Here is a 21902-nt window from a genome sequence, read left to right as displayed (position 1 = left end):
GATTCTGGCGACGTTCCGTGTTCCTTTGGCGACGATGTGTGCATGTTCACCCGATGGAGTGATGGTGTACGGATCTGATGGTCTCCCCGGGACGGCGTGCCCTGCCGCCACCGCCCCACGCGCGTCTCCCGCACCCCCGGCCCGCCCCGCCCCTCTCACGGGACCCACCCGTCACACAGCACAAAGGCCGGGGGCGCAGACGGTCATACCGTCTGCGCCCCCGGCCTTCAGCACGCCGTTGCGGCGGTCGCGGGCAGCGCCCACGCTCAGCCGCGCAGCACCGCCCCGGTCCGCTCCACGGCCACCGCGACCGCCGCGTCACGGGCCGCCGAGGCCTCCTCCGCGGTCAGCGTCCGGTCCGCGGCGCGGAAGCGCAGCGCATACGCCAGCGACTTCTTGCCCGCGCCGAGCTGCTCGCCGGTGAAGACGTCGAACAGCCGCAGCGACTCCAGCAGTTCACCCGCACCGTCGCGCAGCGCGCTCTCGACCTCCGCCGCGGGGACGGTGCCCTCGACCACCAGCGCGACATCCTGGGTCGCGACCGGGAAGGCCGAGATCTTCGGGGCGCGCAGTGCTCCGGTGCCGGCCTGCTCCAGACGGTCCAGGTCGATCTCCATCGCGCAGGTGCGCTCCGGCAGGGCCAGCGTCTTGATGACCCGCGGGTGCAGCTCACCGGCGTTGCCGACGAGGATCTCCTCGCCGTCGACGAGGGCGAGCAGCGCCGCACAGCGGCCCGGGTGGAACGGGGCGTGCTGGTCCTGACGGATGATCAGCTCGACTCCGGCCTCCCGCGCGACCGTACGGCCCGCCTCGATGGCGTCCGCCCAGATCGCGGGGCGTGCGCCGCCCCACCAGCCGGCCTGCTCCCGGCCCCCGGCGAGCACCACGGCGGCGCGCCGCGGCTGCTGCGGCAGCGACACGTCCAGCGAGGCGATCTCGTCATCGGTCGGCCGGCGGTCGACGACCAGCCGGGTGGCCGGCTTCTCGTCCCCGGTCGCCCGAAAGACCGGCCCGGTCTCGAAGAGCGCCAGATCGTGCGAGCCGCGGCCGTGGTTGCGGCGCAGCGCGTGCAGCAGGCCCGGGATGAGCGTGGTGCGGAGGTCGGGCTCCTCGTCGGAGAGCGGGTTGACGAGGGTGACCGCCGCGCGCCGCGGGTCGTCCTGCTCGATGCCGAGCTGGTCGAGCACGTGCGAGCCGGTGAACGGGTAGTTCAGCGCCTCGACATAGCCCGCGCCGGCCAGTGCCCGGCCGACCCGGCGGTGCAGCCGCTGACGCTCGGTCAGCCCGCGGCCGGCCGGCGGCTTCGGGAGGGTGGAGGGCAGGTTCTCGTAGCCCTCCAGCCGGATGACCTCTTCGGCCAGGTCGTTGGGGTCGCCGAGGTCCGGACGCCAGGAGGGCACGGTCACGACCAGCTCGTCCTGGCCGTAGACATCGCAGCCGACCTGCTGGAGGCGGCGGACGACGGTCTCCCGGCCGTAGGCGACACCGGCGACCTTGTCGGGGTGGTCGGCGGAGACGGTGATCGTGCGCGGCCCGCGGGGCGTGACGATCTCCGTGACGCCTTCCTCCGCGGTGCCGCCCGCGAGCAGCACCAGCAGATCGACGGCGCGCTGGGCCGCGGCGGACGCGGCCTCCGGGTCGACGCCGCGCTCGAAGCGCTTGGCGGCCTCCGAGGACAGCTTGTGCCGGCGGGCCGTACGGGCGATGGAGAGCGCGTCGAAGTGCGCGGCCTCGATCACGACATCGGTGGTGCCGCGCATCCGGCCGGTGCCGGGGTCGGCGACCGCGCCGGCGATCTCGGTGTTCGCGCCGCCCATCACGCCGGCGAGCCCGATGGGTCCGCGGTTGTCGGTGATGACCAGATCCGCCGCGTCCAGCACCCGCTTGGTGCCGTCGAGGGTGGTCAGCTGCTCGCCCGGGGTCGCCCGCCGGACGCCGATCGGGCCGGCCACCGTGGTCCGGTCGTAGGCGTGCAGCGGCTGGCCGAGCTCCAGCATCACGTAGTTGGTGATGTCGACGGCCAGCGAGACCGGGCGCATCCCGGCCTTCTGCAGCCGGCGCTGCATCCACAGCGGGGTGCGCGCCTCGGGCTCCAGGCCGGCGACCGTCCGGGCGGTGAAGCGGTCGCAGCCCATCGGGTCGGAGACCTGGACGGGGTAGCCGCCGGCGTTCGGCGGCGGGACGTCGAGCAGCGCCGGGTCGCGCAGCGGCAGACCGTAGGCGGTGGCGGTCTCGCGGGCGACGCCGCGCATCGACAGGCAGTAGCCGCGGTCCGGGGTGACGGCGATGTCCAGCACCTCGTCGACGAGTTCCAGCAGCTCGATGGCGTCGGTGCCGACCTCGTACTCGGGCGGCAGCACGATGATGCCGTGCGTACCGTCATCGCCCATGCCCAGCTCGTCGCCGGAGCAGATCATGCCGTGCGAGGTCTTGCCGTACGTCTTGCGGGCGGCGATCTTGAAGTCGCCGGGCAGGACGGCGCCGGGGAGGACGACCACGACCTTGTCGCCGACGGCGAAGTTGCGCGCACCGCAGACGATTTCCTGGGGCTCGCCGGTGCCGTTGGCCCGGCCGACGTCGACCGTGCAGAAGCGGATCGGCTTCTTGAAGCCCTCCAGCTCCTCGATGGTCAGCACCTGACCGACGACGAGCGGGCCCTTGAGGCCCTCGCCGAGGCGCTCGACGGTCTCGACCTCCAGGCCGACGGCAATGAGCTTGGCCTGTACGTCACGGCCGGTCTCCGTCGCCGGCAGGTCGACGTACTCCCGCAGCCAAGAAAGCGGGACCCGCATCAGATCTCCATCCCGAACGGCCGGGTGAACCGGACGTCGCCTTCGAACATGTCACGCATGTCTTCCACGTTGTGCCGGAACATCAGCATCCGGTCGATGCCGAACCCGAAGGCGAAGCCGCTGTACTTCTCGGGGTCGACGCCGCAGGCGATGAGCACCTTGGGGTTGACCATTCCGCAGCCGCCGAGCTCGATCCAGCCCTCGCTGGAGCAGGTGCGGCAGGGGCGGTCGGGGTTGCCCACGGACTCGCCACGGCAGACGTAGCAGACCATGTCCATCTCGGCGGACGGCTCGGTGAACGGGAAGTAGTTCGGCCGCAGCCGGGTCTTCATGTCCGGACCGAACAGCGCCCGGACCATGTGGTCGAGGGTGCCCTTGAGGTCCGCCATGGTCAGGCCCTCGTCGACGGCGAGCAGCTCGATCTGGTGGAAGACCGGGGAGTGCGTGGCGTCCAGCTCGTCGGTGCGGTAGACCCGCCCCGGGCAGACGACGTACACCGGCGGCTCGCGGTCGACGAGCGTACGGGCCTGCACCGGCGAGGTGTGGGTGCGCAGCACGACGCCGCTCTCGTCGCCCTCGGTGCCCCCACCCTGGACGAAGAAGGTGTCCTGCATCTGGCGCGCCGGGTGGTCGGGCACGAAGTTCAGGGCGTCGAAGTTGAACCACTCCGCCTCGACCTCGGGGCCCTCGGCGACCTCGTAGCCCATCGCCACGAAGACGTCCGCGACCCGCTCCATGAACGTGGTCAGCGGGTGCCGGGCGCCGGCCGGGATGCGGTCGTAGGGCAGCGTGACGTCCACGGCCTCCTCGACCAGGACGCGCGTGTCGCGCTCCGCCTCCAGCTCCTCCTGGCGGGCCTTGAGCGCCTGGTTCACCCGGCCGCGGGCCTGGCCGACGCGCTTGCCGGCGTCCGCCTTGGCGTGCGGGGGCAGGGCGCCGATCTCGCGGTTGGCGAGGGCGAGCGGCGAGCGGTCGCCGGTGTGCACGACCTTCACCTCACGCAGCGCCTCCAGGTCGCCCGCGGCGGCGATGGCGGCCAGCGCCTCGTCCAGCCGGGCGGCGATCTCTTCCGGTTTCAGGGCTTCGACCTCGACAGGGTCGTACGACTTATTGGGTGCGGACATCTCTTCCCGTGCTTCCGGTGGACTGGCTTGGCTTGGCTCGCGTCGCCTCGGCTCCTCGATCACAAAGGTCGGATGCCGAGCCCGCGCTGTGCCCGCGATGCCTGTGCGCCAGAGGTGCCAAAGGTCAAGTCTAAGGGGGACGGGCCACGCGACGGGCCCGCGCCCCTGCGGGGCGCCCACCCCCACCCTTCACAGGACGCTTCGCGGCCCCTCCTGGCTACGCCATGAAGGCGGGGGCCGCGACGGGCAGGCTGAATCGGAACTGTGCGCCGCCGGCGGGGGCCCGGCCGACCGTGATCGTGCCGCCGTGGGCCTCGACGATGCCCTTGACGATGTAAAGGCCCAGGCCCGTGCCGCCGCGCTTGCTGCCCCGCCAGAAACGGGTGAAGACGCGGCTCATCGACTCCTCGGGGATGCCGGGGCCCTCATCGCTCACGGTGACGCTCGTCCCCTCCGTGCTGGTCGTATCCGATACCGGTCCGACCTCGATGGTGACGGTTCCCTCGCCGTGGCGCACCGCATTTTCCAGCAGGTTGCCCAGGACCTGGTCGACCTTGTCCGGGTCCGCCCACAGATCGGGCAGCGGTGCCAGCATCCGGATCAAAAAGCGGTCGGGGCGCTGGCCGGCGGTGGTCTGCGCCTGGACGTGCCGGCGGACCGCGGCGCTCATGTCGACCCGCTGCCGGCGCACCTCCAGCCGCCCGGAGTCGATCCGGGAGATGTCCAGCAGCTCGGCGATCAGCCGGGTGACGCGGTTGGCGTCGGCGTCCACCGTCTCCAGCATCAGCCGCTTCTGGTCGTCGGTGAAGCGCTCCCACTTCTGGAGGAGGGTGGCGGTGAACCCCTTGACGGAGGTCAGCGGCGAGCGCAGCTCATGGGCGACGGTGGCGATCAGCTCGGCGTGGCTGAGCTCCGTGCGCCGCCGCGCCTCGGTGCCGCGCAGCGCGATCACCAACCGCTCGACGGGCCCGGTCGGCACACTGCGGACATAGCGGGCGGAGACCAGCACCTCGCGGCCGCCGAGCAGCAGATTGCGCTCCGGCTGGCCCCGGCGGATGGCCAGCCCGCCATAGGGGTCGGTGAGCCGCCACCAGCCGCGGCCTTCGATGTCCTGCAGCGGCAGGGCCTGTTCGAGGCTGTGGCCGAGCGCGGCCGCGGGGGCGATGCCGGTGATCCTGGCCGCCGCGGCGTTGAAGCAGACCACCCGGCCCGTCTCGTCGGCGACCACCAGGCCGTCGGGCAGATCATCGGGGTCCAGCCCGAGACCGGCCCCCAGGGCGTCCGCGCCGCCGGCCGTGGCGGGCGACGGCGCGCGCGCCGGCCCGCCGGACGGGCGGCCGTCAGCGGTGGCTGTGGTGCCGGAAGTCCTCACACTCATCCCCGTTACCCCCTTCCGGGCCCCCGGGCACGCAAGCCTACTAGCTCACACCCCACGTGCCACGAGGATCCGGGGTACGCCCCTCAGGCGGGTGACACCGCACGGCATCCCCCGGTGCCGCGCTGCGCGCGGGCGGAGGCGTAGAGGCAGACCGCGGCGGCGGTCGCGAGGTTGAGGCTCTCGGCCCTGCCGTGGATCGGGACCCGTACGACGGCGTCGGCCAGCGCCCGGGTCTGCTCCGGCAGCCCCCAGGCCTCGTTGCCGAAGACCCAGGCGGAGGGCCCGCCCATGGAGCCGGAGTCCAGCTCGGCGTCCAGGTCGCGGTCGCCCGCCCCGTCGGCGGCGAGGATCCGTACCCCGGCGCCCCGCAGTCCGTCCACCACCCGCTCGACGGGTACGCCCACCGCGACCGGGAGGTGGAAGAGCGAACCGACCGACGCCCGCACCGACTTGGGGTTGTACAGGTCCACGGAGGCGTCGGTGAGCACCACCGCGTCCGCGCCGGCGGCGTCCGCGCAGCGCAGCACGGTGCCGGCGTTGCCGGGGTCCCGGACGTTGGCGAGCACCGCGATCAGCTGCGGGCGGGCCGCGAGGATCTCCTCGAACGGCGAGTCGAGGAAGCGGCAGACGCCGAGCAGGCCCTGGGGGGTGACGGTCTGCGAGATGTCGGCGACGGTCCGGTCGTCGGCGAAGTGCACCCGCACCCCGGCCGCGTGGGCCGCCTCGACGATCTCGGCATGCCGCTCGGCGGCCTCGACGGTGGCGAACAGCTCGATCAGGGTGGGGACCCCGTCCCTGCGGTGCGCGATGGCCTCCCGTACGGCCTGCGGCCCCTCGGCGATGAACCGGCACTCCTTGCCGCGGAAGGCGCGGCGGGCCAGCCGCCGGGCGGCGGTGACACGCGGGGAACGCGGGGAGATCAGCTCGGGGGTGCCCATGGGCGGCGGCTCGCTTCTGTTGTTCGGTGCGGGTGGGAACCGCGGCGCGGGACGAGTGCGCCGGTTCCGGAAAAGCGGCGGACCCGCAGGCCGGGGCCTGCGGGTCCGCTCACCACGTCGTCAGGCTGAAGTTCAGGCAGCCTTCGGGGCGTTGACGTCGCTCGGAAGCGCCTTCTGGGCGACCTCGATGAGCGCGGCGAACGCGTTGGCGTCCGTCACCGCGAGGTCGGCCAGGATCTTGCGGTCCACCTCGACGTTGGCGGCCTTCAGACCCTGGATGAAGCGGTTGTAGGTCATGCCGTTGGCGCGGGCAGCGGCGTTGATGCGCTGGATCCACAGCTGACGGAAGTCGCCCTTGCGCTTCTTGCGGTCGTTGTAGTTGTAGACGAGGGAGTGGGTGACCTGCTCCTTCGCCTTGCGGTACAGGCGGGAGCGCTGGCCACGGTAGCCGCTGGCCTGCTCGAGGATCGCCCGGCGCTTCTTGTGGGCGTTGACTGCCCGCTTGACGCGTGCCACTTGTTAACTCCTTGTAGCGGGGCCGTGGTTGTCTTCACACGGCCCGGTTCGATTGAGTCCCGGTCCGAGTCGCGCGCCCCCTCCAGTCAGTGGGGCGCGGCGACTCACTTGCCGAGAAGCTTCTTGATCTTCGCGGCGTCGCCCGGGGCCATCTCGGCGTTGCCGGTGAGGCGACGCGTCACGCGGGACGACTTGTGCTCGAGCAGGTGGCGCTTGCCGGCGCGCTCACGCAGCACCTTGCCGGAGCCGGTGATCTTGAAGCGCTTGCTGGCACCGCTGTGCGTCTTGTTCTTCGGCATGCGCCGTTCTCTCCTCGTCAGTGGCGCCCCCACCGGCACGGACCGGGCAGGCGGGAGCGTCATGTATCGATTGGTGTCCGGGGCGAGGCGCCCCGGCGGCAGCCGGGGCTCACGCCTCGGGGATCACGCCTGGGCGTGCTCCTCGGTGGGCTCCTCGGCGGGCTCCTCCACGGACTGGTCCGCGGCGACTCCGCCCTGGCGCTCCGCCTTGCGGGCGGCCTGCGCCTCGCGGGCCTCGGCCATCGCCTCGGTCTTCTTCTTGTGCGGACCGAGGACCATGATCATGTTTCGGCCGTCCTGCTTCGGATTCGACTCGATGAAGCCGAGGTCCTCCACGTCGGACGCGAGCCGCTGCAGCAGCCGGAAGCCCAGCTCGGGGCGGGACTGCTCGCGACCACGGAACATGATCGTGATCTTGACCTTGTCACCCTGCTTGAGGAACCGGACGACGTGACCCTTTTTGGTGTCGTAGTCGTGCGGGTCGATCTTCGGCCGGAGCTTCATCTCCTTGATGACCGTGTGCGCCTGGTTCTTGCGCGCCTCACGGGCCTTCATGGCCGACTCGTACTTGAACTTCCCGTAGTCCATGAGCTTGCAGACGGGCGGGCGAGCGTTCGCCGCCACCTCGACCAGGTCGAGGTCGTACTCCTGAGCAAGCTCAAGGGCCTTGGCAAGCGGAACAATCCCGACCTGCTCGCCGCTGGGACCGACAAGTCGCACTTCGGGAACGCGAATCCGGTCGTTGATGCGGGGCTCGGCGCTGATGGATCCTCCTCGGTAGCACCACGCGACGGCCTGGCGGACTGCCGCGTAACGTCTTCTTGGTGTGACCAACCGCGCGGTACATGAAAAATGCCCCGGACGGGACACAGGCGGGGCTCCACATAGATCTGGAGCACCGTCGCGAAGTCTCCGCGGGGCGCAGCCGGACCGTTGACCCGCCAGCCCCATGGGCCGGTCAGGTGGGAGATCGGAGCCTCCACTTGTGGGCCGGTCACATGCGTGTCCGGCCGGTCGGAACACCAGAATACACGAGTCAAGGGGTGGCACCCACTCCTGCGCGGTCGCCGCAGGCCCGGCGCGCGCGAGGGCACTCCCGCACGCGGGGCCCGAACACCTCGGCCATAGGCTGGAGGCGTCCCCCTGAGCAGGAAGAAGCCCGAGACATGAGTGACCAGACCCCGCAGCAGCCCGACGCCCCGAACGCGGCGAGCCCCGACTTCGACGCCATGACCCGAGACATCGCGGAGGTGCCGGCGGTCGAGGTGATCACCACGGTCGCGGTGCATCTGATGAGTTCGGCGGCGGTCAATCTCGGGCTCGCCGAGGAGGGCGCGGCGCACAAGGACCTGGACGAGGCGCGCAAGCTCATCCAGGCGCTGGCCGGGCTGGTCACCGCCAGCGCCACCGAGATCGGCTCGTACCACGCGGCGCCGCTGCGGGACGGGCTGAAGTCGCTCCAGCTGGCGTTCCGCGAGGCCTCGGTCGTGCCCGACGAGCCGGGCCAGGGCCCCGGGGAGAAGTACACCGGCCCCGTCCACGGCTAGAACGGGCGGCGACACCGCACACGACGGGCCCCGGCCGGGATGCGGCCGGGGCCCGTCCGTGCGCGGAGAGCGGGCGGCGGGCGTCAGATCGGCTCGCCGGGCTCCGTCGGGGCACCGTGCGGCATCGCCTCGTCGGCGATGAGGAAGGGCTCGTGCGGCGGGTGGGTGACCTGGTGGACGGCCGCCGCGAGGGCGCCGCCGATCAGTGGCGCGACGATGAACAGCCACAGCTGGGTGATGGCCGCGCCGCCCGCGACGAGGGCCGGGCCGATGGAGCGCGCCGGGTTCACGGACGTGCCGTCGAGCGGGATGCCGATGAGGTGGACGGTGGCCAGCGTCAGACCGATCGCCAGGCCGCCGAAGCCGATCACCGCCACCTTGTGGGTGACCGCCAGCCACACATAGACGAGCAGGAAGGTCATCACCATCTCGGCGACGAACGCGCCGCCGAGGTTGAGATGCACCGCCGAGCGGTCGCCCCAGCCGTTGGTACCGAAGGACGCGTGGGTCTGCAGGCCCGGGACCTGCTTGGCGACCAGGAAGAGCAGGGCCGCGCCGACGATGCCGCCGACGACCTGGGCGATCCAGTACTCGGCGGCCGTGCGCAGCGTGATCCGGCGGGCCAGCAGCATGCCCAGGGTCACCGCGGGGTTGAGGTGGCTGCCCGAGATCGGGCCGAGCGCATAGGCCAGCGCCAGCATGGTGAAGCCGAAGGCCAGGGCGATGCCGAAGGTGCCGATGTATTCGCCCGCCAGCACCGCCGAGCCGACGGCGAAGAACACCAGGAGCAGCGTGCCGAGGAACTCGGATACGACCGGGCGGGTCAATACCGTCGAGATCTCCGTTTTCTCCATGGGGGCTCTCCTCGCGTGGATCTTGAGCTCTCCTCCGCATTGTGCGGCCCTGGAGACGAACCCGCCCGTCGGCGGACCGGGGCCCGGCGACGGGCGGCGGGCCCCGGCGGTGGGGTGTCAGCGCCGGAAGAGCGCCTGCTCGTCGGTGGCGGCGCCGGGCGGCAGCAGGGCCAGATCCAGCCCGCGCACGAGCCGGGCGCGCAGCACCTCGTCGGCGGCCACCGCCCGGGCCAGCCGCTGGGCGACGCCGGCCGGGTCCGTGTCGGGGGCGAGGCCGAGGGCGAGGGTGGCGTCGGTCTCCGCGGACGGCACGAGAGAGGCCAGCAGCACCGCCGGCTCGGCCTCGAGCAGGGCGCGCAGGGCGTCGGTGACGGCCGGGTCGGCGAGCGGGTCGGCGCTGGTACGGCCCTCGGCGAGCGCGCGCAGGGCGGGGCCGGTGAGCTGGTAGGTGACCGGGCCGGCCAGGTCGACGACGACGGTGTCCGCCTGCTCGTGGGACGCGGCCAGCAGTGCCTGCGGGAGCGGGACCGCGACGGGGCGGGCGTCGGCGCGCCAGCGCTGGAGGGTGTCCATGGAGGTGAAGGCGGGCAGGGCCCGGCGGCCGTCCGGGGCCTGGAGGGTGGGGACGGCCATGTCGCTGGTCTTCTCGCGGCGCAGGCCGTCGGGGCCGGTCTCCGTCTCGCCGAGCACGGCCACCACGGGGACCAGGACACGCGCCCCGGCGAGCGCCGCCAGGAGCTCCGGCTCGGTGCCGCGGTCCCGTTCGTAGGCCGCAAGGGCCGCGGTCAGTGCCGGGTCGGCGCTGCCGTCGTCGTCGGCGAATCCGGGGTCGGGGATGTTCTTCTGCACCACGTGAGCGTATCGGCCGGGGGTGCGGGGTCGGCGGGGCGGGCCGGTGGGGTGCGGGGTCGGCGCGGGCGGGTGCGGCGTCAGGGCCGGGTCCGGCGGCCGCGCCAGAGGACGACGGCGGTCGCGACCAGGGCCAGTCCGGCGGCGCCGGCGGTCCAGGGGAGCCAGTTGACCGGGCCGTCCGCGGCTTCGCCGGCGGTGGGACCGGGGCCGAAGTAGCGGTCGGCGTAGGCGGCGGGGGACGGCTTCTGCGGGGTGGGTTTGACGTCTCCCGCGGCCTTGATCGCGGCGGCGGGGTCGATCAGGCCGGCGCCGTAGGCGTCGTCCCGGCCGCCCTCGGGGCTGTCCTGGGCGGTGGCGGTGAGCAGCCGGCGGATCTGGGCCGGGCTCAGGTCGGGGTGGGCGGAGCGGATCAGGGCGATGGCGCCGGAGACGAAGGCGGCGGCGGGGCTGGTGCCCCAGCCCGAGAGATAGCCGCTTCCGGTGTCGGCCATGACGATGTCGAAGCCGGGGGCGCTGACCGTGGCGTACCAGTGGCGGGTGGAGAAGCGGGCGCGTGCGCCCACGTGGGTGACGGCGGTGGCGGCGATGACGCCCGGGTAGGCGGCGGGGTAGGAGACGTGGTCGCCCTTCTGGCCGCCGTTGCCCGCCGAGGCGACGACCGGGATGCCCTTGCCGAGGGCGTACTGGATCGCGGCGTCCTCGCGGGGTTCGGGGTGTGCGGACTCGCTGTCGTCGCCCAGGGACATGTTGATCACGTCGGCGCCGTGGTCGGCGGCCCAGCGGATGCCGTCGGCGAGGGCCCCCGCCTTCTGGGTGCGGGACCGCTCGCGCTGCGGGTCGTCGTCCTCCAGGATCACCCGGACCGGCAGGATCTTGGCTTCCGGGGCGAGCCCGAGCACGCCGTCCTGGCGGCCGGCCCCGTGGCCGTGGCCCGCGATGATGCTGGCCATTCCGGTGCCGTGCTGTGCCCAGGCGGTGTCTCCGGGCCCGGCGCCGAAGCCGACCAGGTCCTGTTCGGGCAGCACCTGCCCGTCGAGGTCGGGGTGGTTGGCGTCCACGCCGGTGTCCAGGACGGCGACGGTGACGCCCTTGCCCTTGGTGGTGCGCCAGGCCTGCTGGGCGTGGACGGCCTGCAGGGCCCATTCCTGGGCGCGCAGGGCATCGGCCTGTGCGGGGACGGCGGGCAGCACCGCGAGCGCGGCGCAGGCCAGTGCGACGGCGGCGGCGCGCGGCACGGTCCTCGTCATGACGAGGCCTCCGTGGTCCGCGGGAGGCTGCCGGCGGCCTTGCGGAAGTCCGTCCCGATACGGTCCGCCAGGCCCTTGGCGTCATGGCCCAGGCCGGATTCGGCCGGGGCGGTGGTGGCGCCCGGGCGGGTGGCGGCCTCGGCGGGCTGCGGCTCGGCGAAGGTGCGGCCGTCGGCGAAGCCGGAGACGGCGTAGACCACGACCGGGAGGTCGGTGAGCACCCGGACGGTCCAGCTGACCCGCTGGGCACGTCCGAAGTCCTGGGCCGGGGTGTCCCGGGCGGCGTACGGCAGCGGCATCAGGTCGGTGCGGGTGCCCAGATTCCCGGTGCTGAAGCGGGTGTTGAGGGCCATCATCCCGGGCTGGTCGGCCTTGGTGATCTGCGCCCCGACGGTGATGACGCTGCTGCGGGTGGCGTCGACGTAGGTGGCGCGCAGCAGGCGGACGCAGCCCGCGCGGGCGAGCGCGTCGGCGAGCCTGGGGTCGTAGGCGCCGGCGCAGCCGCCGTCGGGGGCGACGGCGATCCGGCTCCAGGTCCGGTCGGCGCCGCCGGGACCGGCGCCGAAGCCGTTGACGGTACGCGGGAAGAGGGTGTCGACGGGGGTGCTGTGCCAGACGTCGCGGCCCTTGGCGAAGGCGGCCGCGGCGTCGGGGGTGGCGCCGGCGGCCTCGTCGGTGAGCCAACTGCCCGCCGCCGCGCCGCCGATGAGGCCGACGCCGAGGACGAGGCAGGCCGCGGCGGCCAGCGCCCGGGCGCCGGGGCGGCCCGGTGCGGGGCGGTGCGCGAGCCCGCCCGGCGCGGGGGCGGCGGTCTGCGGAGGCAGCGGGGCGGACCACGGTGGCCGGGGCGGGCGCGCGGGTGCGCCGGGCGCCGTCCGCGGGGTGGCCGGGGCGGGTTCGCCGGTGCCCGACGGGGCGCCCGGGCCGCTCCACAGGTCCTGGCTGTGGGCCAGGTGGAAGGCGGCGGTGTCGCGGAAGGCGTCGGGGCGGGCGGTGGATTGCGGCGGGACGGCGCGGGACGGCGTGCCGGGCGCGCGGTCCGGGTGAGGCGGCAGCGGGGCGCCGGCGGCGGGTGGCTGCGCACCCGTCGGGGCGGGCGGTGGCACGGCGGGGCGGGGCGGGACGGCGGGTGCACCCGGGGCGGAGGGCTCGGCCGGCACCCGGCGCAGGACGGCCGTGTGCGGGTCCCCCGCAGGCATGGGGGGTGCGGACGGAGCGGGCCGCCGGGGCGGCTGCGGGGGTATGGGCGGGATGCGCCGCGCATCGGCGAATTCGGCGTCGGTGCTCACCCGCGCTCCCCCTTGCGCCGCTGGCCGCCACACCCGATCCGGAATCGGGGCACGGTGGTTCGTATCCGGACAACACGCCGCTGACCTGCCGGTTGCGGTGTCGAGCCACTCTAAGGGCTGGCGGTGTCCGTGCTCCAACCCCTGTCCGGTCTGTGGCCACTCCCCCTACCCAGTGGTAGGAGGTTCTGGCAGGCTGCGGCCATGTCACCGCAGACTGCCGACGCGTATGGCGACGGGCCCCTTCCCCCGGCTCCCGGCTCCTCCCCCACTCTCGGCTCCGCTCGCGCGGGGGGACCCCCGCGCGCAGGTGAGACCCCCTTCGACCGGGCCACCGCGCACCTCGACGCCCCGCTGGCCGTCGTCGATCTGCGGGCCTTCGACGCCAACGCCGCCGATCTGGTGCGCCGTTCGAAGGGCAAGCCGATCCGGGTGGCCAGCAAGTCGGTGCGCTGCCGGGCGCTGCTGGAGCGGGTGCTGGCGCGGGAGGGCTTCGCGGGGATCATGAGTTTCACGCTGGCCGAGTCGCTGTGGCTGGCCCGCTCGGGCTTCCGCGACATCCTGCTGGCCTATCCGACGGCGGACCGGGCGGGCCTGGCCGAGCTGACCGCCGATCCCCAACTGGCGGCCGCGGTCACGGTGATGGCCGACGACCCCGCGCAGCTGGATCTGATCGACGCGGCCCGCCCCGACGGCGGTCGCGGCGGCGCGCGGGTGCGGGTGTGCCTGGAGCTGGACACCTCCTTCCGGCTGCTGGGCGGGGCGGTCCGGGTCGGCGCGCGCCGCTCCCCGCTGCGCACGCCGGACCGACTGGCCGCGCTGGCCCGGGCGGTGGTGCGCCGCCCCGGGTTCGAGCTGGTGGGGCTGATGGCGTACGAGGGGCATCTGGCGGGGGTGGGCGACGACATCGCCGGCAAACCGGTGTTCTCGCGGACGGTCCGGGTGATGCAGGCGGCGGCACGCAAGGAGCTGGCGCGGCGGCGCTGGGAGGCGGTGCGCGCGGTGCGGGCGGTGGCGCCGCGGCTGGAGTTCGTCAACGGCGGCGGGACCGGCAGTGTGCAGCACACCGCGGCGGAGGCGGCGGTCACCGAGATCGCTGCCGGTTCGGGGCTGTACGTCCCGCGGCTGTTCGACAACTTCCGTTCGTTCAGCGGGCGTCCGGCGGCGCTGTTCGCCCAGCCGGTGGTGCGCCGCCCCGGCCCCGGAGTGGTGACGGTGCTGGGCGGCGGCTATCCGGCGTCGGGGGTGGCGGGCGCGGACCGGCTGCCGGTGCCGCATCTGCCGGCCGGGCTGCGCTACGACCCGCAGGAGGGCCCCGGCGAGGTGCAGACGCCGCTGCTGGGGCCGGCCGCCGACGGGCTGGAGATCGGCGACAAGGTGTGGTTCCGGCATGCGAAGGCCGGTGAGCTGTGCGAGCGGTTCACCGCGCTGCACCTGATCGACGGGGACCGGGTGGTGGACACGGTGCCGACGTACCGCGGGGAGGGCCACGCCTTTCTCTGACCGGCGCGGCCCTCCCCGGTGAAGGGTGTGCTCAGTACACCGTGTCCTTCTGGTCCGGGATCACCGAGCCGTCGGGGCGGTGGACCGGGGCGAGGGTGCCGTCCGGCCGGGTGTAGCCCGTGGTCGCGCACGGGTACGGGTCGGCCTGACGCTTCTTCGGCGCGATGAACATCGGGTTGACCAGCCAGCGGTGGTCGCTGTTGTCGTACGCCCGGCACATCAGCTCGGCCTTGTTGCGGTTGATGGCCAGGTGCCCGGAGGTGGCGTCGCCGACGAACGTCACATCGGTCTCGGCGTCGCCCGCCGCGAAGGCCGGGCGGTGCGCCGGGTCCTGCTGCTGCCAGGCCTTGGCGCCCTTGACGTGGTAGATCTCCTGGTTGATCCAGCAGCGCTTGCCGTCCATGTACGTCAGGACCTCGCCGTGGGTGTCCTTGACGTCGCCGCAGCCCTGGACGCCGGTGGTGAGGCGGCCGTCGCGGACGAGGTTGCGGATGCCGATGGTGTGCGCGCGGTCGATGCCCACGCCGGGCGCCCAGGCGCGGACCAGCGGCTCGGCCGAGGCGGAGACGATGTAGACGTCGAAGTCGGCCTTCTTCAGGGTGCGGATGAGGTCGCGCTGCTGGTCGTAGTAGCGGACGTACCCCTCCATCGTGTGCGTGCCGACCTTCTGCTCGGTGCCGATCGGCGCGGCGAGGTTCTGGGCACGCGCGGCGCGGGCGAACTGGGTCAGCCGCGCGGGGCTGTGGCCGGCGAACAGCTGGGTGATCCAGACGTACGAGGGCACCGTGCGGCGGTGGTTCCACTCGCCGGCGAACGCGGTCTTGCCGGTGGAGGTCTTCTCATCCTGGTAGATGTCGAGGATCTCGTCGGTGCAGCCGGTGTCGGTCGAGGTCGGCAGCGGCCGGCCGGCCGGCACGGAGGTGCCGCAGGCCTTGGTGAGCGCGCGGGCCGCGTCCTCGGTCAGCCACTTGTTGGTGGCCTTCCAGCTGGCGGGGCGCAGCACCTTGTCGTGCCGCAGCATCCAGGCCAGCGTGGCGTCGGAGATGTCGTTCTTGACGACGGTGTTGTCCCAGTCGAAGGTCGCGACCGGCCGCGCGCCCCCGGCTCCGGAGCAGCTGCCGCGCTCGTCGATCATCTTCTGCAGCTTGGCACGGTTGTCGCCGTACCAGCCCTTGGAGACATGAAGGGTGGGGCATTGACGTGGTGCCGGGCCCGCCATGGCCGTCTGGGCGGCCGCGACGCCGCCTCCCACGACCGCGAGGGCGGTACCCGCTGCGAGCCAGCGACGCTTGTTGAGCATGGAACGCACTCCTGTCGAACGAAGATCCGAAGGCGGACGCTAGCGCATGGTGGCCGGGCGTCGTGCGACGTCCGGCCACCATGGCGATGGCGCAGAGGTGAACAGCGGGCGGTTACACCGGGGTGACGTACGCGCCCGCGATCCCTCCGTCGACCAGGAATTCGGCGGCGTTGACGAACGAGGAGTCGTCGCTGGCGAGGAAGGCGACCGCGGAGGCGATCTCCTCGGGCTCGGCGAACCGGCCCACCGGGACGTGCACCAGACGGCGCGCGGCGCGCTCGGGGTCCTTGGCGAACAGCTCCTTGAGCAGCGGGGTGTTCACCGGTCCCGGGCACAGGGCGTTGACCCGGATGCCCTCGCGGGCGAACTGCACGCCCAGTTCACGGGACATGGACAGCACACCGCCCTTGGAGGCCGTGTAGCTGATCTGGGAGGTGGCGGCGCCCATGACGGCCACGAAGGACGCGGTGTTGATGATGGATCCCCTGCCCTGCCGCTGCATGTAGGGCAGGGCGTGCTTGCAGCAGAGGTAGACCGAGGTGAGGTTGACCTCCTGCACGCGCTTCCAGGCGTCCAGGCCGGTGGTGAGGATCGAGTCGTCGTCCGGCGGGGAGATCCCGGCGTTGTTGAAGGCGATGTCCACCGAGCCGTAGGTGTCGAAGGCGGTCTTGTAGAGCGCCTCGACCTGGTCGGAGTCGGTCACATCGACCCGGACGAAGGTGCCGCCGACCTCCTCGGCGGCGGCCTTGCCCGCCACCTCGTCGATGTCGGCGCAGACGATGTGGGCGCCTTCGGAGGCCAGTCGGCGGGCGGTGGCCAGGCCGATGCCGCTGCCGGCTCCGGTGATCACGGCGGTACGGCCGACGAGGCGGCGGCACACTGCGGTCTGGTCGGTCACTTCGGGGGCCTTTCTCTGGGGTGGCGGGGGACACTGCCGGGCTCGCACCCGGCCGGCTGAGGTCCGGGGGCGGGCCCCCGGGGTGTCAGCCCTCGGTGCTGAAGAAGATGTTCTTGGTCTCGGTGAAGGCGGTCAGCGCGTCCGGGCCGAGTTCACGGCCGAGGCCGGACTGCTTGAACCCACCGAAGGGGGTCCAATAGCGCACGCTGCTGTGGGAGTTGACGGAGAGGTTGCCGGCCGCCACCGCGCGCGAGACCCGCAGGGCGCGGCTCACGTCACGGGTCCACAGCGAGCCGGACAGGCCGTAGTCGCTGGCGTTGGCGATCCGGACCGCGTCGGCCTCGTCGTCGAAGGGCAGGACCACGGCGACCGGGCCGAAGATCTCCTCGACGGCCGTACGGTCCTCGGGGCGCCCCTCCAGGACGGTGGCCGGGTACCAGAAGCCCTTGCCGGCGGGCGCCTCGCCGCGGATGGCGGCCGGGGCGTCCTCGGGGACGTAGGACCGTACCCGCGCGCGCTGGGCGGCGGAGATCAGCGGGCCCATCTGGGTGGCCGGATCCGCCGGGTCGCCGACGGTGAACGCCTTGACGGCGGGCTCCAGCAGCTCCATGAACCGGTCGTAGACGCCGCGCTGGACGAGGATGCGGCTGCGGGCGCAGCAGTCCTGGCCGGTGTTGTCGAGGAAGGAGCCGGGGGCGGCGGCCGCGGCGGCCTCGACATCCGCGTCGGCGAAGACGATGTTGGGGCTCTTGCCGCCGAGTTCCAGGGTGAGCCGCTTGGTCTGCGCCGCGCAGCGGGCGGCGATCTGCCGGCCGGTGGCGGTGGAGCCGGTGAAGACGACCTTGGCGACGCCCGGGTGCTCGACCAGCGCGGTGCCGGTGACCGGCCCCTCGCCGGTCAGGACCTGGAAGAGGCCCTCGGGCAGGCCGGCCTCCAGGGCGAGTTCGGCGAGCTGGAGCGCGGTGAGCGGGGTGGTCTCGGCGGGCTTGAGGAGGACCGCGTTGCCGGCCGCGAGCGCGGGGGCGGTGCCCCAGGCGGCGATCGGCATCGGGAAGTTCCAGGGCGCGATGACGGCGACCACGCCGAGCGGCTCCTGGACGGTGAGGTTCAGGCCGCCGGCGACCGGGATCTGGGTGCCGTTCAGGCGCTCCACTCCCCCGGCCGCGTAGTGCAGCAGATCGCGGACGTTGCCCGCCTCCCACCGGGCGTTGTCCAGGGGGTGGCCGGCTTCTTTCAGTTCGAGTGCGGCGAGCGGCTCGATATGGGCGTCGACGACGTCGGCGAAGCGCCGCAGCAGCCGGGCCCGGTCGCCGGGTGCCACCGCGGCCCAGGCCTGCTGGGCTCTGGCTGCCCGCCGGACCGCGGCGTCGACCTCGTCGGGGGAGGTGGTGGGCACGGTGGCCACCACCTCCTCGGTCGCCGGGTTGAGAATCGTCAGCTCGTGCAGACCATGGGACACGTGCGGGTTCCTTACATGCGCTCGAAGGAGCGGAAGCGCTCCCAGTCCGTGACGGCCGCGTCGTAGGCGTCCTGCTCGACGCGGGCCATGTGGCGGTAGTGGTCGACGACCTCGTCGCCGAAGGCCTCCCGGGCGATCGGGCTGTGCTCCCACAGCTCGGCGGCCTCGCGGAGGGTGGTGGGGACGTGCGCGGCGTCGCCGTTGTAGGCGTTGCCGGTGGTCGCCTCGGGGAGCTCCAGCTCGTGCTCGATGCCGTACAGGCCCGCCGCGACCATGCCGGCGACCGCGAGGTAGGGGTTCACATCGCCACCGGGCAGCCGGTTCTCCAGGCGGTGGGCGCGGCCGTGGCCGACCACCCGCAGGGCGCAGGTGCGGTTGTCGGGGCCCCAGGCGACGGCGGTGGGCGCGAAGGAGCCGGGGCGGAAGCGCTTGTAGGAGTTGATGTTGGGCGCGTAGAAGAGCGTGAAGTCACGCATCGCGGCGACCTGGCCCGCCAGGAAGTGCTGCATGGTCTTCGACATGCCGTACGGGCCGTTGTCGTCGGCCAGCACCGGCCGGCCGTCCTCGTCCTGCAGCGAGAGGTGGATATGACAGGAGTTGCCCTCGCGCTCGTCGTACTTCGCCATGAAGGTGAGCGACATGCCCTCCTGGGCGGCGATCTCCTTGGCGCCGGTCTTGTAGATGCTGTGCTGGTCGCAGGTGGTGAGCGCCTCGTCGTAGACGAACACGATCTCGTGCTGGCCGAGGTTGCACTCGCCCTTGGCGGACTCGACGGTCATCCCGGCCGCGCCCATCTCGTTGCGGATCCGGCGCAGGACGGGCTCGACGCGGCCGGTGCCGAGGACGGAGTAGTCGCCGTTCCACTGGTTGGCGGGGTTCATCTCGCGGTAGCCGCGGGACCAGGCGTCCTCGTAGGAGTCCTTGAAGAGCATGAACTCCAGCTCGGTGCCGGCGTACGCGCTCCAGCCCCGCTCGGCGAGACGGTCGAGCTGGCGCCGCAGGATCTGCCGGGGCGAGGCGACGACCGGGGAGCGGTCGTGCCAGGCGAGGTCGGCGGTGATCAGGGCGGTGCCGGCGTTCCAGGGGATGCGGCGCAGGGTGGCGACATCGCCGTGCATGGCGAAGTCTCCGTAGCCGCGTTCCCACGAGGACATCGCGTAGCCCTCGACGGTGTTGAGGTCGACGTCGACGGCGAGGAGGTAGTTGCAGCCCTCCGTGCCGTGGTCGAGGACGGTGTCGAGGAAATATCGGGCCGCGAACCGCTTGCCCTGAAGCCTGCCTTGCATATCGGTGAAGGCGAGGACGACAGTGTCGATCTCCCCGGCGTCGACGAGGACCCTGAGTTCCTCGACGGAGAGTGGGGGCGTGCGTTCTGCCACGGTATTGCCTCCTGTCACTGCATCCGGAGGTCATAAGGTAGGCACACGAACCATTGATTGGGAAGGGGTGGCGATGGACGGTACGGATGACCGGCTGGCACCCGTGCTGCGGCCGGTGCGGGCGGGCAATGGTTTCGAGGAGGCCCTGGAGCAGATACTCCAGATCGTCCGGCTCGGTCTGGTGCCCCAGGGCGAACGGCTGCCCGCGGAACGGGAACTGGCGGAGCGACTGCAGATCAGCCGGGTCACCCTGCGCGAGGTGCTCAAGGTGCTCCAGGACGAGGGCCTGGTGGAGAGCCGGCGCGGGCGCTACGGCGGCACCTTCGTCCGGGTGCGGGCCAAGAATCCCGGCGAGGCCGAGCTGCGGCGCCGGATCGGGAAGATCGACGTCGAGGACACCCTGCGTTTCCGGGAGGTGCTGGAGGTGGGCGCGGCCGGGCTGTGCGCCGCCCACGGGCTGTCCGACGTGCAGCAGGGCCGGCTGCGGGGGGCGCTCGCGGCGACCCAGGAGGCCCCGCTGGCCGACTACCGCCGCCGCGACACCCTGCTGCACCTGACGCTCGCCGAGCTGTCCGGCTCCTCGTCGCTGGCGGCGCAGTACGCGGCGGTGCGGGCGCGCGTGAACGACCTGCTGGACTGCATCCCGCTGCTGGTGCGCAATCTGGAGCACTCCCAGGCCCAGCACGGCGCGCTGGTCGAGGCGGTGCTGGAGGGCGACGCGGACGGTGCGCGCGAGGTGATGCGCGAGCACTGCTGCGGGACCGCGGCGCTGCTACGCGGCTTCCTGACGGCCCCCGCGCCCTGAGCCCCGCCCCGCGCCGTGAGCGCGCGTTCACCATTCTTTTACGCACAGGTCTTGCGCTCAGCCGCCCTGGGAGCAAAGGTATCGCCCCATACCTTTATTGCGAGGCAGGAGCGGTTCGCCGAACGCCGTACCCGCCACGGACTCCCGAAGGCCCTCGGAGGCGTTGTGTCACTCGACAAGCACGCGACGGACCCAGACCAGGAACATCACACTCCGCAGCTCTCCAGCGACGAAGAGCGCCTCCACCAACTCGGTTACGCTCAGGAACTCGCCCGCTCCATGTCGGCGTTCTCCAACTTCGCCGTCTCGTTCAGCATCATCTCGGTCCTCTCCGGCTGTCTGACGCTGTACGGCTTCGGCATGAACACCGGGGGACCCGCTCTGATCACCTGGGGCTGGCCGCTGGTCGGCACCATGACCCTGTTCGTGGGCCTGGCGATGGCCGAGGTCTGCTCCAGCTACCCGACAGCGGGCGGCCTGTACTACTGGGCGGCGAAGCTGGCCCCCTCGCGCGGCCCGGCCTGGTCCTGGTTCACCGGCTGGTTCAACTTCCTCGGCCAGGTCGCGGTGACCGCGGGCGTCGACTTCGGGGCCGCGTCCTTCCTGAACGCGCTGCTGGACCTGCAGTTCGGCTTCACCGCCACCCCGGCACACACCATCATGCTGTTCGGACTGGTCCTGCTGGCGCACGGCCTGCTGAACACCCTCGGCGTGAAGCTGGTCTCCCTGCTCAACAACGTCAGCGTGTGGTGGCACGTCTTCGGTGTGCTGGTCATCGTGGGCGCGTTGGTCGTCGTGCCGTCGAAGCACCAGTCCGCCTCCTACGTCTTCACGCACGTCGTCAACAACACCGGCTGGCACTCCAGCCTCTACGTCGGGCTGCTGGGACTGCTGCTCGCGCAGTACACCTTCACCGGCTACGACGCCTCGGCACATATGACCGAGGAGACCCACGACGCGGCGAAGGCCGGGCCGCGCGGCATCGTGATGTCGATCCTCGTCTCGCTGGTCGCCGGCTGGATCCTGCTGGTCGGCATCACCTTCGCCATCCAGGACTACGACGGCGCACTGAACAGCAAGACCGGCGTCCCCCCGGCGCAGATCTTCATCGACGCCCTCGGCAGCACCGGCGGCAAGCTGCTCCTGCTGATCGCCATCGGCGCCCAGTTCTTCTGCGGCATGGCGTCGGTCACCGCCAACTCGCGCATGATCTACGCCTTCTCCCGGGACGGCGCGCTGCCCGGCTCCCGGCTGTGGCACCGCATCAACAAGCGGACCAAGACCCCGACCAACGCGGTCTGGCTGTCCGCCGGCGGTGCCTTCCTGCTGGGCCTGCCCTACCTGTGGAACACCACGGCGTACGCGGCCGTCACCTCGATCGCCGTGATCGGCCTGTACATCGCCTACGTCCTGCCCATCTTCCTCCGCCTGCTGCAGGGCGACCGGTTCGAGCGCGGCCCGTGGCACCTCGGCCGCTGGAGCAAGATCGTCGGCATCATCGCCGTCGGCTGGACCCTGGTCATCTCCGTACTCTTCATGCTCCCGACGAGCAGCCCGGTCACGGCGGACACCTTCAACTACACCCCGCTCGCCGTCCTCGTCGTCCTCGGCTTCGCCGGCATCTGGTGGCTGGTATCGGCCCGCAAGTGGTTCACCGGCCCGAAGGTCCAGGGCTCGGCCGAGGAGCTGGCCGCCATTGAGCACGAACTGGATATCTGAAGGGAC

At 72.5% G+C, this 21902-nt stretch carries 19 protein-coding genes; 4 read left to right on the top strand and 15 right to left on the bottom strand.

Translation table 11 applies throughout. The features are described 5' to 3' along the window. Positions 1-266: 266 nt before the first annotated feature. The 7 genes from pheT to infC form a co-directional block, all read right to left on the bottom strand. Entirely contained in the window at positions 267-2792 is a 2526-nt protein-coding gene (pheT, locus tag OIU81_RS29945; RefSeq protein WP_329152801.1) for a phenylalanine--tRNA ligase subunit beta, read from the bottom strand. Continuing rightward, complete coding sequence (pheS, locus tag OIU81_RS29940) at positions 2792-3916, bottom strand: phenylalanine--tRNA ligase subunit alpha (protein WP_329152799.1); 1125 nt, start codon at positions 3914-3916, stop codon at positions 2792-2794. Before pheS ends, pheT begins: the two co-directional genes overlap by 1 nt. Before the next feature lie 217 nt (positions 3917-4133). Next, positions 4134-5294 carry a sensor histidine kinase gene (locus OIU81_RS29935; protein WP_329152797.1) on the bottom strand — a complete coding sequence of 387 codons (1161 nt, stop codon included), beginning with the start codon at positions 5292-5294 and terminating at the stop codon, positions 4134-4136. Positions 5295-5377: 83 nt separating this feature from the next. Next, a complete protein-coding gene (locus OIU81_RS29930) occupies positions 5378-6232 on the bottom strand; it encodes a TrmH family RNA methyltransferase (RefSeq protein WP_329152795.1) in 855 nt (284 codons plus the stop codon). A 132-nt stretch (positions 6233-6364) separates the two neighbouring features. Then, a complete protein-coding gene (rplT, locus tag OIU81_RS29925) occupies positions 6365-6748 on the bottom strand; it encodes a 50S ribosomal protein L20 (RefSeq protein WP_329152794.1) in 384 nt (127 codons plus the stop codon). 104 nt (positions 6749-6852) lie between these two features. Then, a complete protein-coding gene (gene rpmI, locus OIU81_RS29920; RefSeq protein ID WP_006607578.1) occupies positions 6853-7047 on the bottom strand; it encodes a 50S ribosomal protein L35 in 195 nt (64 codons plus the stop codon). A 123-nt stretch (positions 7048-7170) separates the two neighbouring features. Further along, positions 7171-7881, bottom strand: a complete 711-nt coding sequence (gene infC / locus OIU81_RS29915; RefSeq protein ID WP_093482313.1) for a translation initiation factor IF-3 — start codon at positions 7879-7881, stop codon at positions 7171-7173. 332 nt (positions 7882-8213) lie between these two features. Between infC and OIU81_RS29910 the strand changes: the two genes are divergently transcribed. Beyond that, complete coding sequence (locus OIU81_RS29910; protein ID WP_329152788.1) at positions 8214-8594, top strand: DUF1844 domain-containing protein; 381 nt, start codon at positions 8214-8216, stop codon at positions 8592-8594. Positions 8595-8677: 83 nt separating this feature from the next. Here OIU81_RS29910 and OIU81_RS29905 read toward each other — a convergent pair whose 3' ends face one another. The 4 genes from OIU81_RS29905 to OIU81_RS29890 form a co-directional block, all read right to left on the bottom strand. Then, complete coding sequence (locus OIU81_RS29905) at positions 8678-9448, bottom strand: MIP family channel protein (RefSeq protein ID WP_329152786.1); 771 nt, start codon at positions 9446-9448, stop codon at positions 8678-8680. Positions 9449-9565: 117 nt separating this feature from the next. Then, positions 9566-10300 carry an SseB family protein gene (locus OIU81_RS29900; protein WP_329152784.1) on the bottom strand — a complete coding sequence of 245 codons (735 nt, stop codon included), beginning with the start codon at positions 10298-10300 and terminating at the stop codon, positions 9566-9568. A gap of 77 nt (positions 10301-10377) precedes the next feature. Then, positions 10378-11547 carry a type VII secretion-associated serine protease mycosin gene (mycP, locus tag OIU81_RS29895; RefSeq protein ID WP_329152782.1) on the bottom strand — a complete coding sequence of 390 codons (1170 nt, stop codon included), beginning with the start codon at positions 11545-11547 and terminating at the stop codon, positions 10378-10380. Beyond that, positions 11544-12836 (bottom strand): hypothetical protein, encoded by a 1293-nt coding sequence (locus tag OIU81_RS29890; protein WP_329152780.1) that lies wholly within the window; start codon positions 12834-12836, stop codon positions 11544-11546. Before OIU81_RS29890 ends, mycP begins: the two co-directional genes overlap by 4 nt. Before the next feature lie 201 nt (positions 12837-13037). Between OIU81_RS29890 and OIU81_RS29885 the strand changes: the two genes are divergently transcribed. Then, positions 13038-14336: an amino acid deaminase/aldolase gene (locus tag OIU81_RS29885; protein WP_329152778.1), complete on the top strand. Its 1299-nt coding sequence runs from the start codon at positions 13038-13040 to the stop codon at positions 14334-14336. A 31-nt stretch (positions 14337-14367) separates the two neighbouring features. On the opposite strand, the gene OIU81_RS29880 is transcribed toward OIU81_RS29885, so the two are convergent. The 4 genes from OIU81_RS29880 to OIU81_RS29865 all read right to left on the bottom strand — a co-directional run bounded on the left by OIU81_RS29880 (position 14368) and on the right by OIU81_RS29865 (position 19372). Beyond that, a complete protein-coding gene (locus tag OIU81_RS29880; protein WP_329152775.1) occupies positions 14368-15636 on the bottom strand; it encodes a haloacid dehalogenase-like hydrolase in 1269 nt (422 codons plus the stop codon). Between the two features lie 112 nt (positions 15637-15748). Next, positions 15749-16534 (bottom strand): 3-oxoacyl-ACP reductase, encoded by a 786-nt coding sequence (locus tag OIU81_RS29875; RefSeq protein ID WP_329152772.1) that lies wholly within the window; start codon positions 16532-16534, stop codon positions 15749-15751. 85 nt (positions 16535-16619) lie between these two features. Beyond that, on the bottom strand, positions 16620-17993 hold the full coding sequence (locus tag OIU81_RS29870) for an aldehyde dehydrogenase family protein (protein ID WP_329152771.1): 1374 nt from the start codon (positions 17991-17993) through the stop codon (positions 16620-16622). Positions 17994-18004: 11 nt separating this feature from the next. Continuing rightward, positions 18005-19372, bottom strand: a complete 1368-nt coding sequence (locus OIU81_RS29865) for a glutamine synthetase family protein (RefSeq protein WP_329152769.1) — start codon at positions 19370-19372, stop codon at positions 18005-18007. A 73-nt stretch (positions 19373-19445) separates the two neighbouring features. Here OIU81_RS29865 and OIU81_RS29860 point away from each other — a divergent pair, with 73 nt between their 5' ends. Together OIU81_RS29860 and OIU81_RS29855 are read left to right on the top strand one after the other, a co-directional pair. Next, positions 19446-20177, top strand: a complete 732-nt coding sequence (locus OIU81_RS29860) for a FadR/GntR family transcriptional regulator (RefSeq protein ID WP_329152767.1) — start codon at positions 19446-19448, stop codon at positions 20175-20177. 165 nt (positions 20178-20342) lie between these two features. Then, positions 20343-21896, top strand: a complete 1554-nt coding sequence (locus OIU81_RS29855; RefSeq protein WP_329152765.1) for an amino acid permease — start codon at positions 20343-20345, stop codon at positions 21894-21896. The last annotated feature ends 6 nt before the right edge of the window (positions 21897-21902 follow it).

This window comes from Streptomyces sp. NBC_01454, assembly GCF_036227565.1.
Taxonomy (GTDB): Bacteria; Actinomycetota; Actinomycetes; order Streptomycetales; family Streptomycetaceae; genus Streptomyces.
This window is presented reverse-complemented; position numbering and strand designations above follow the sequence as displayed.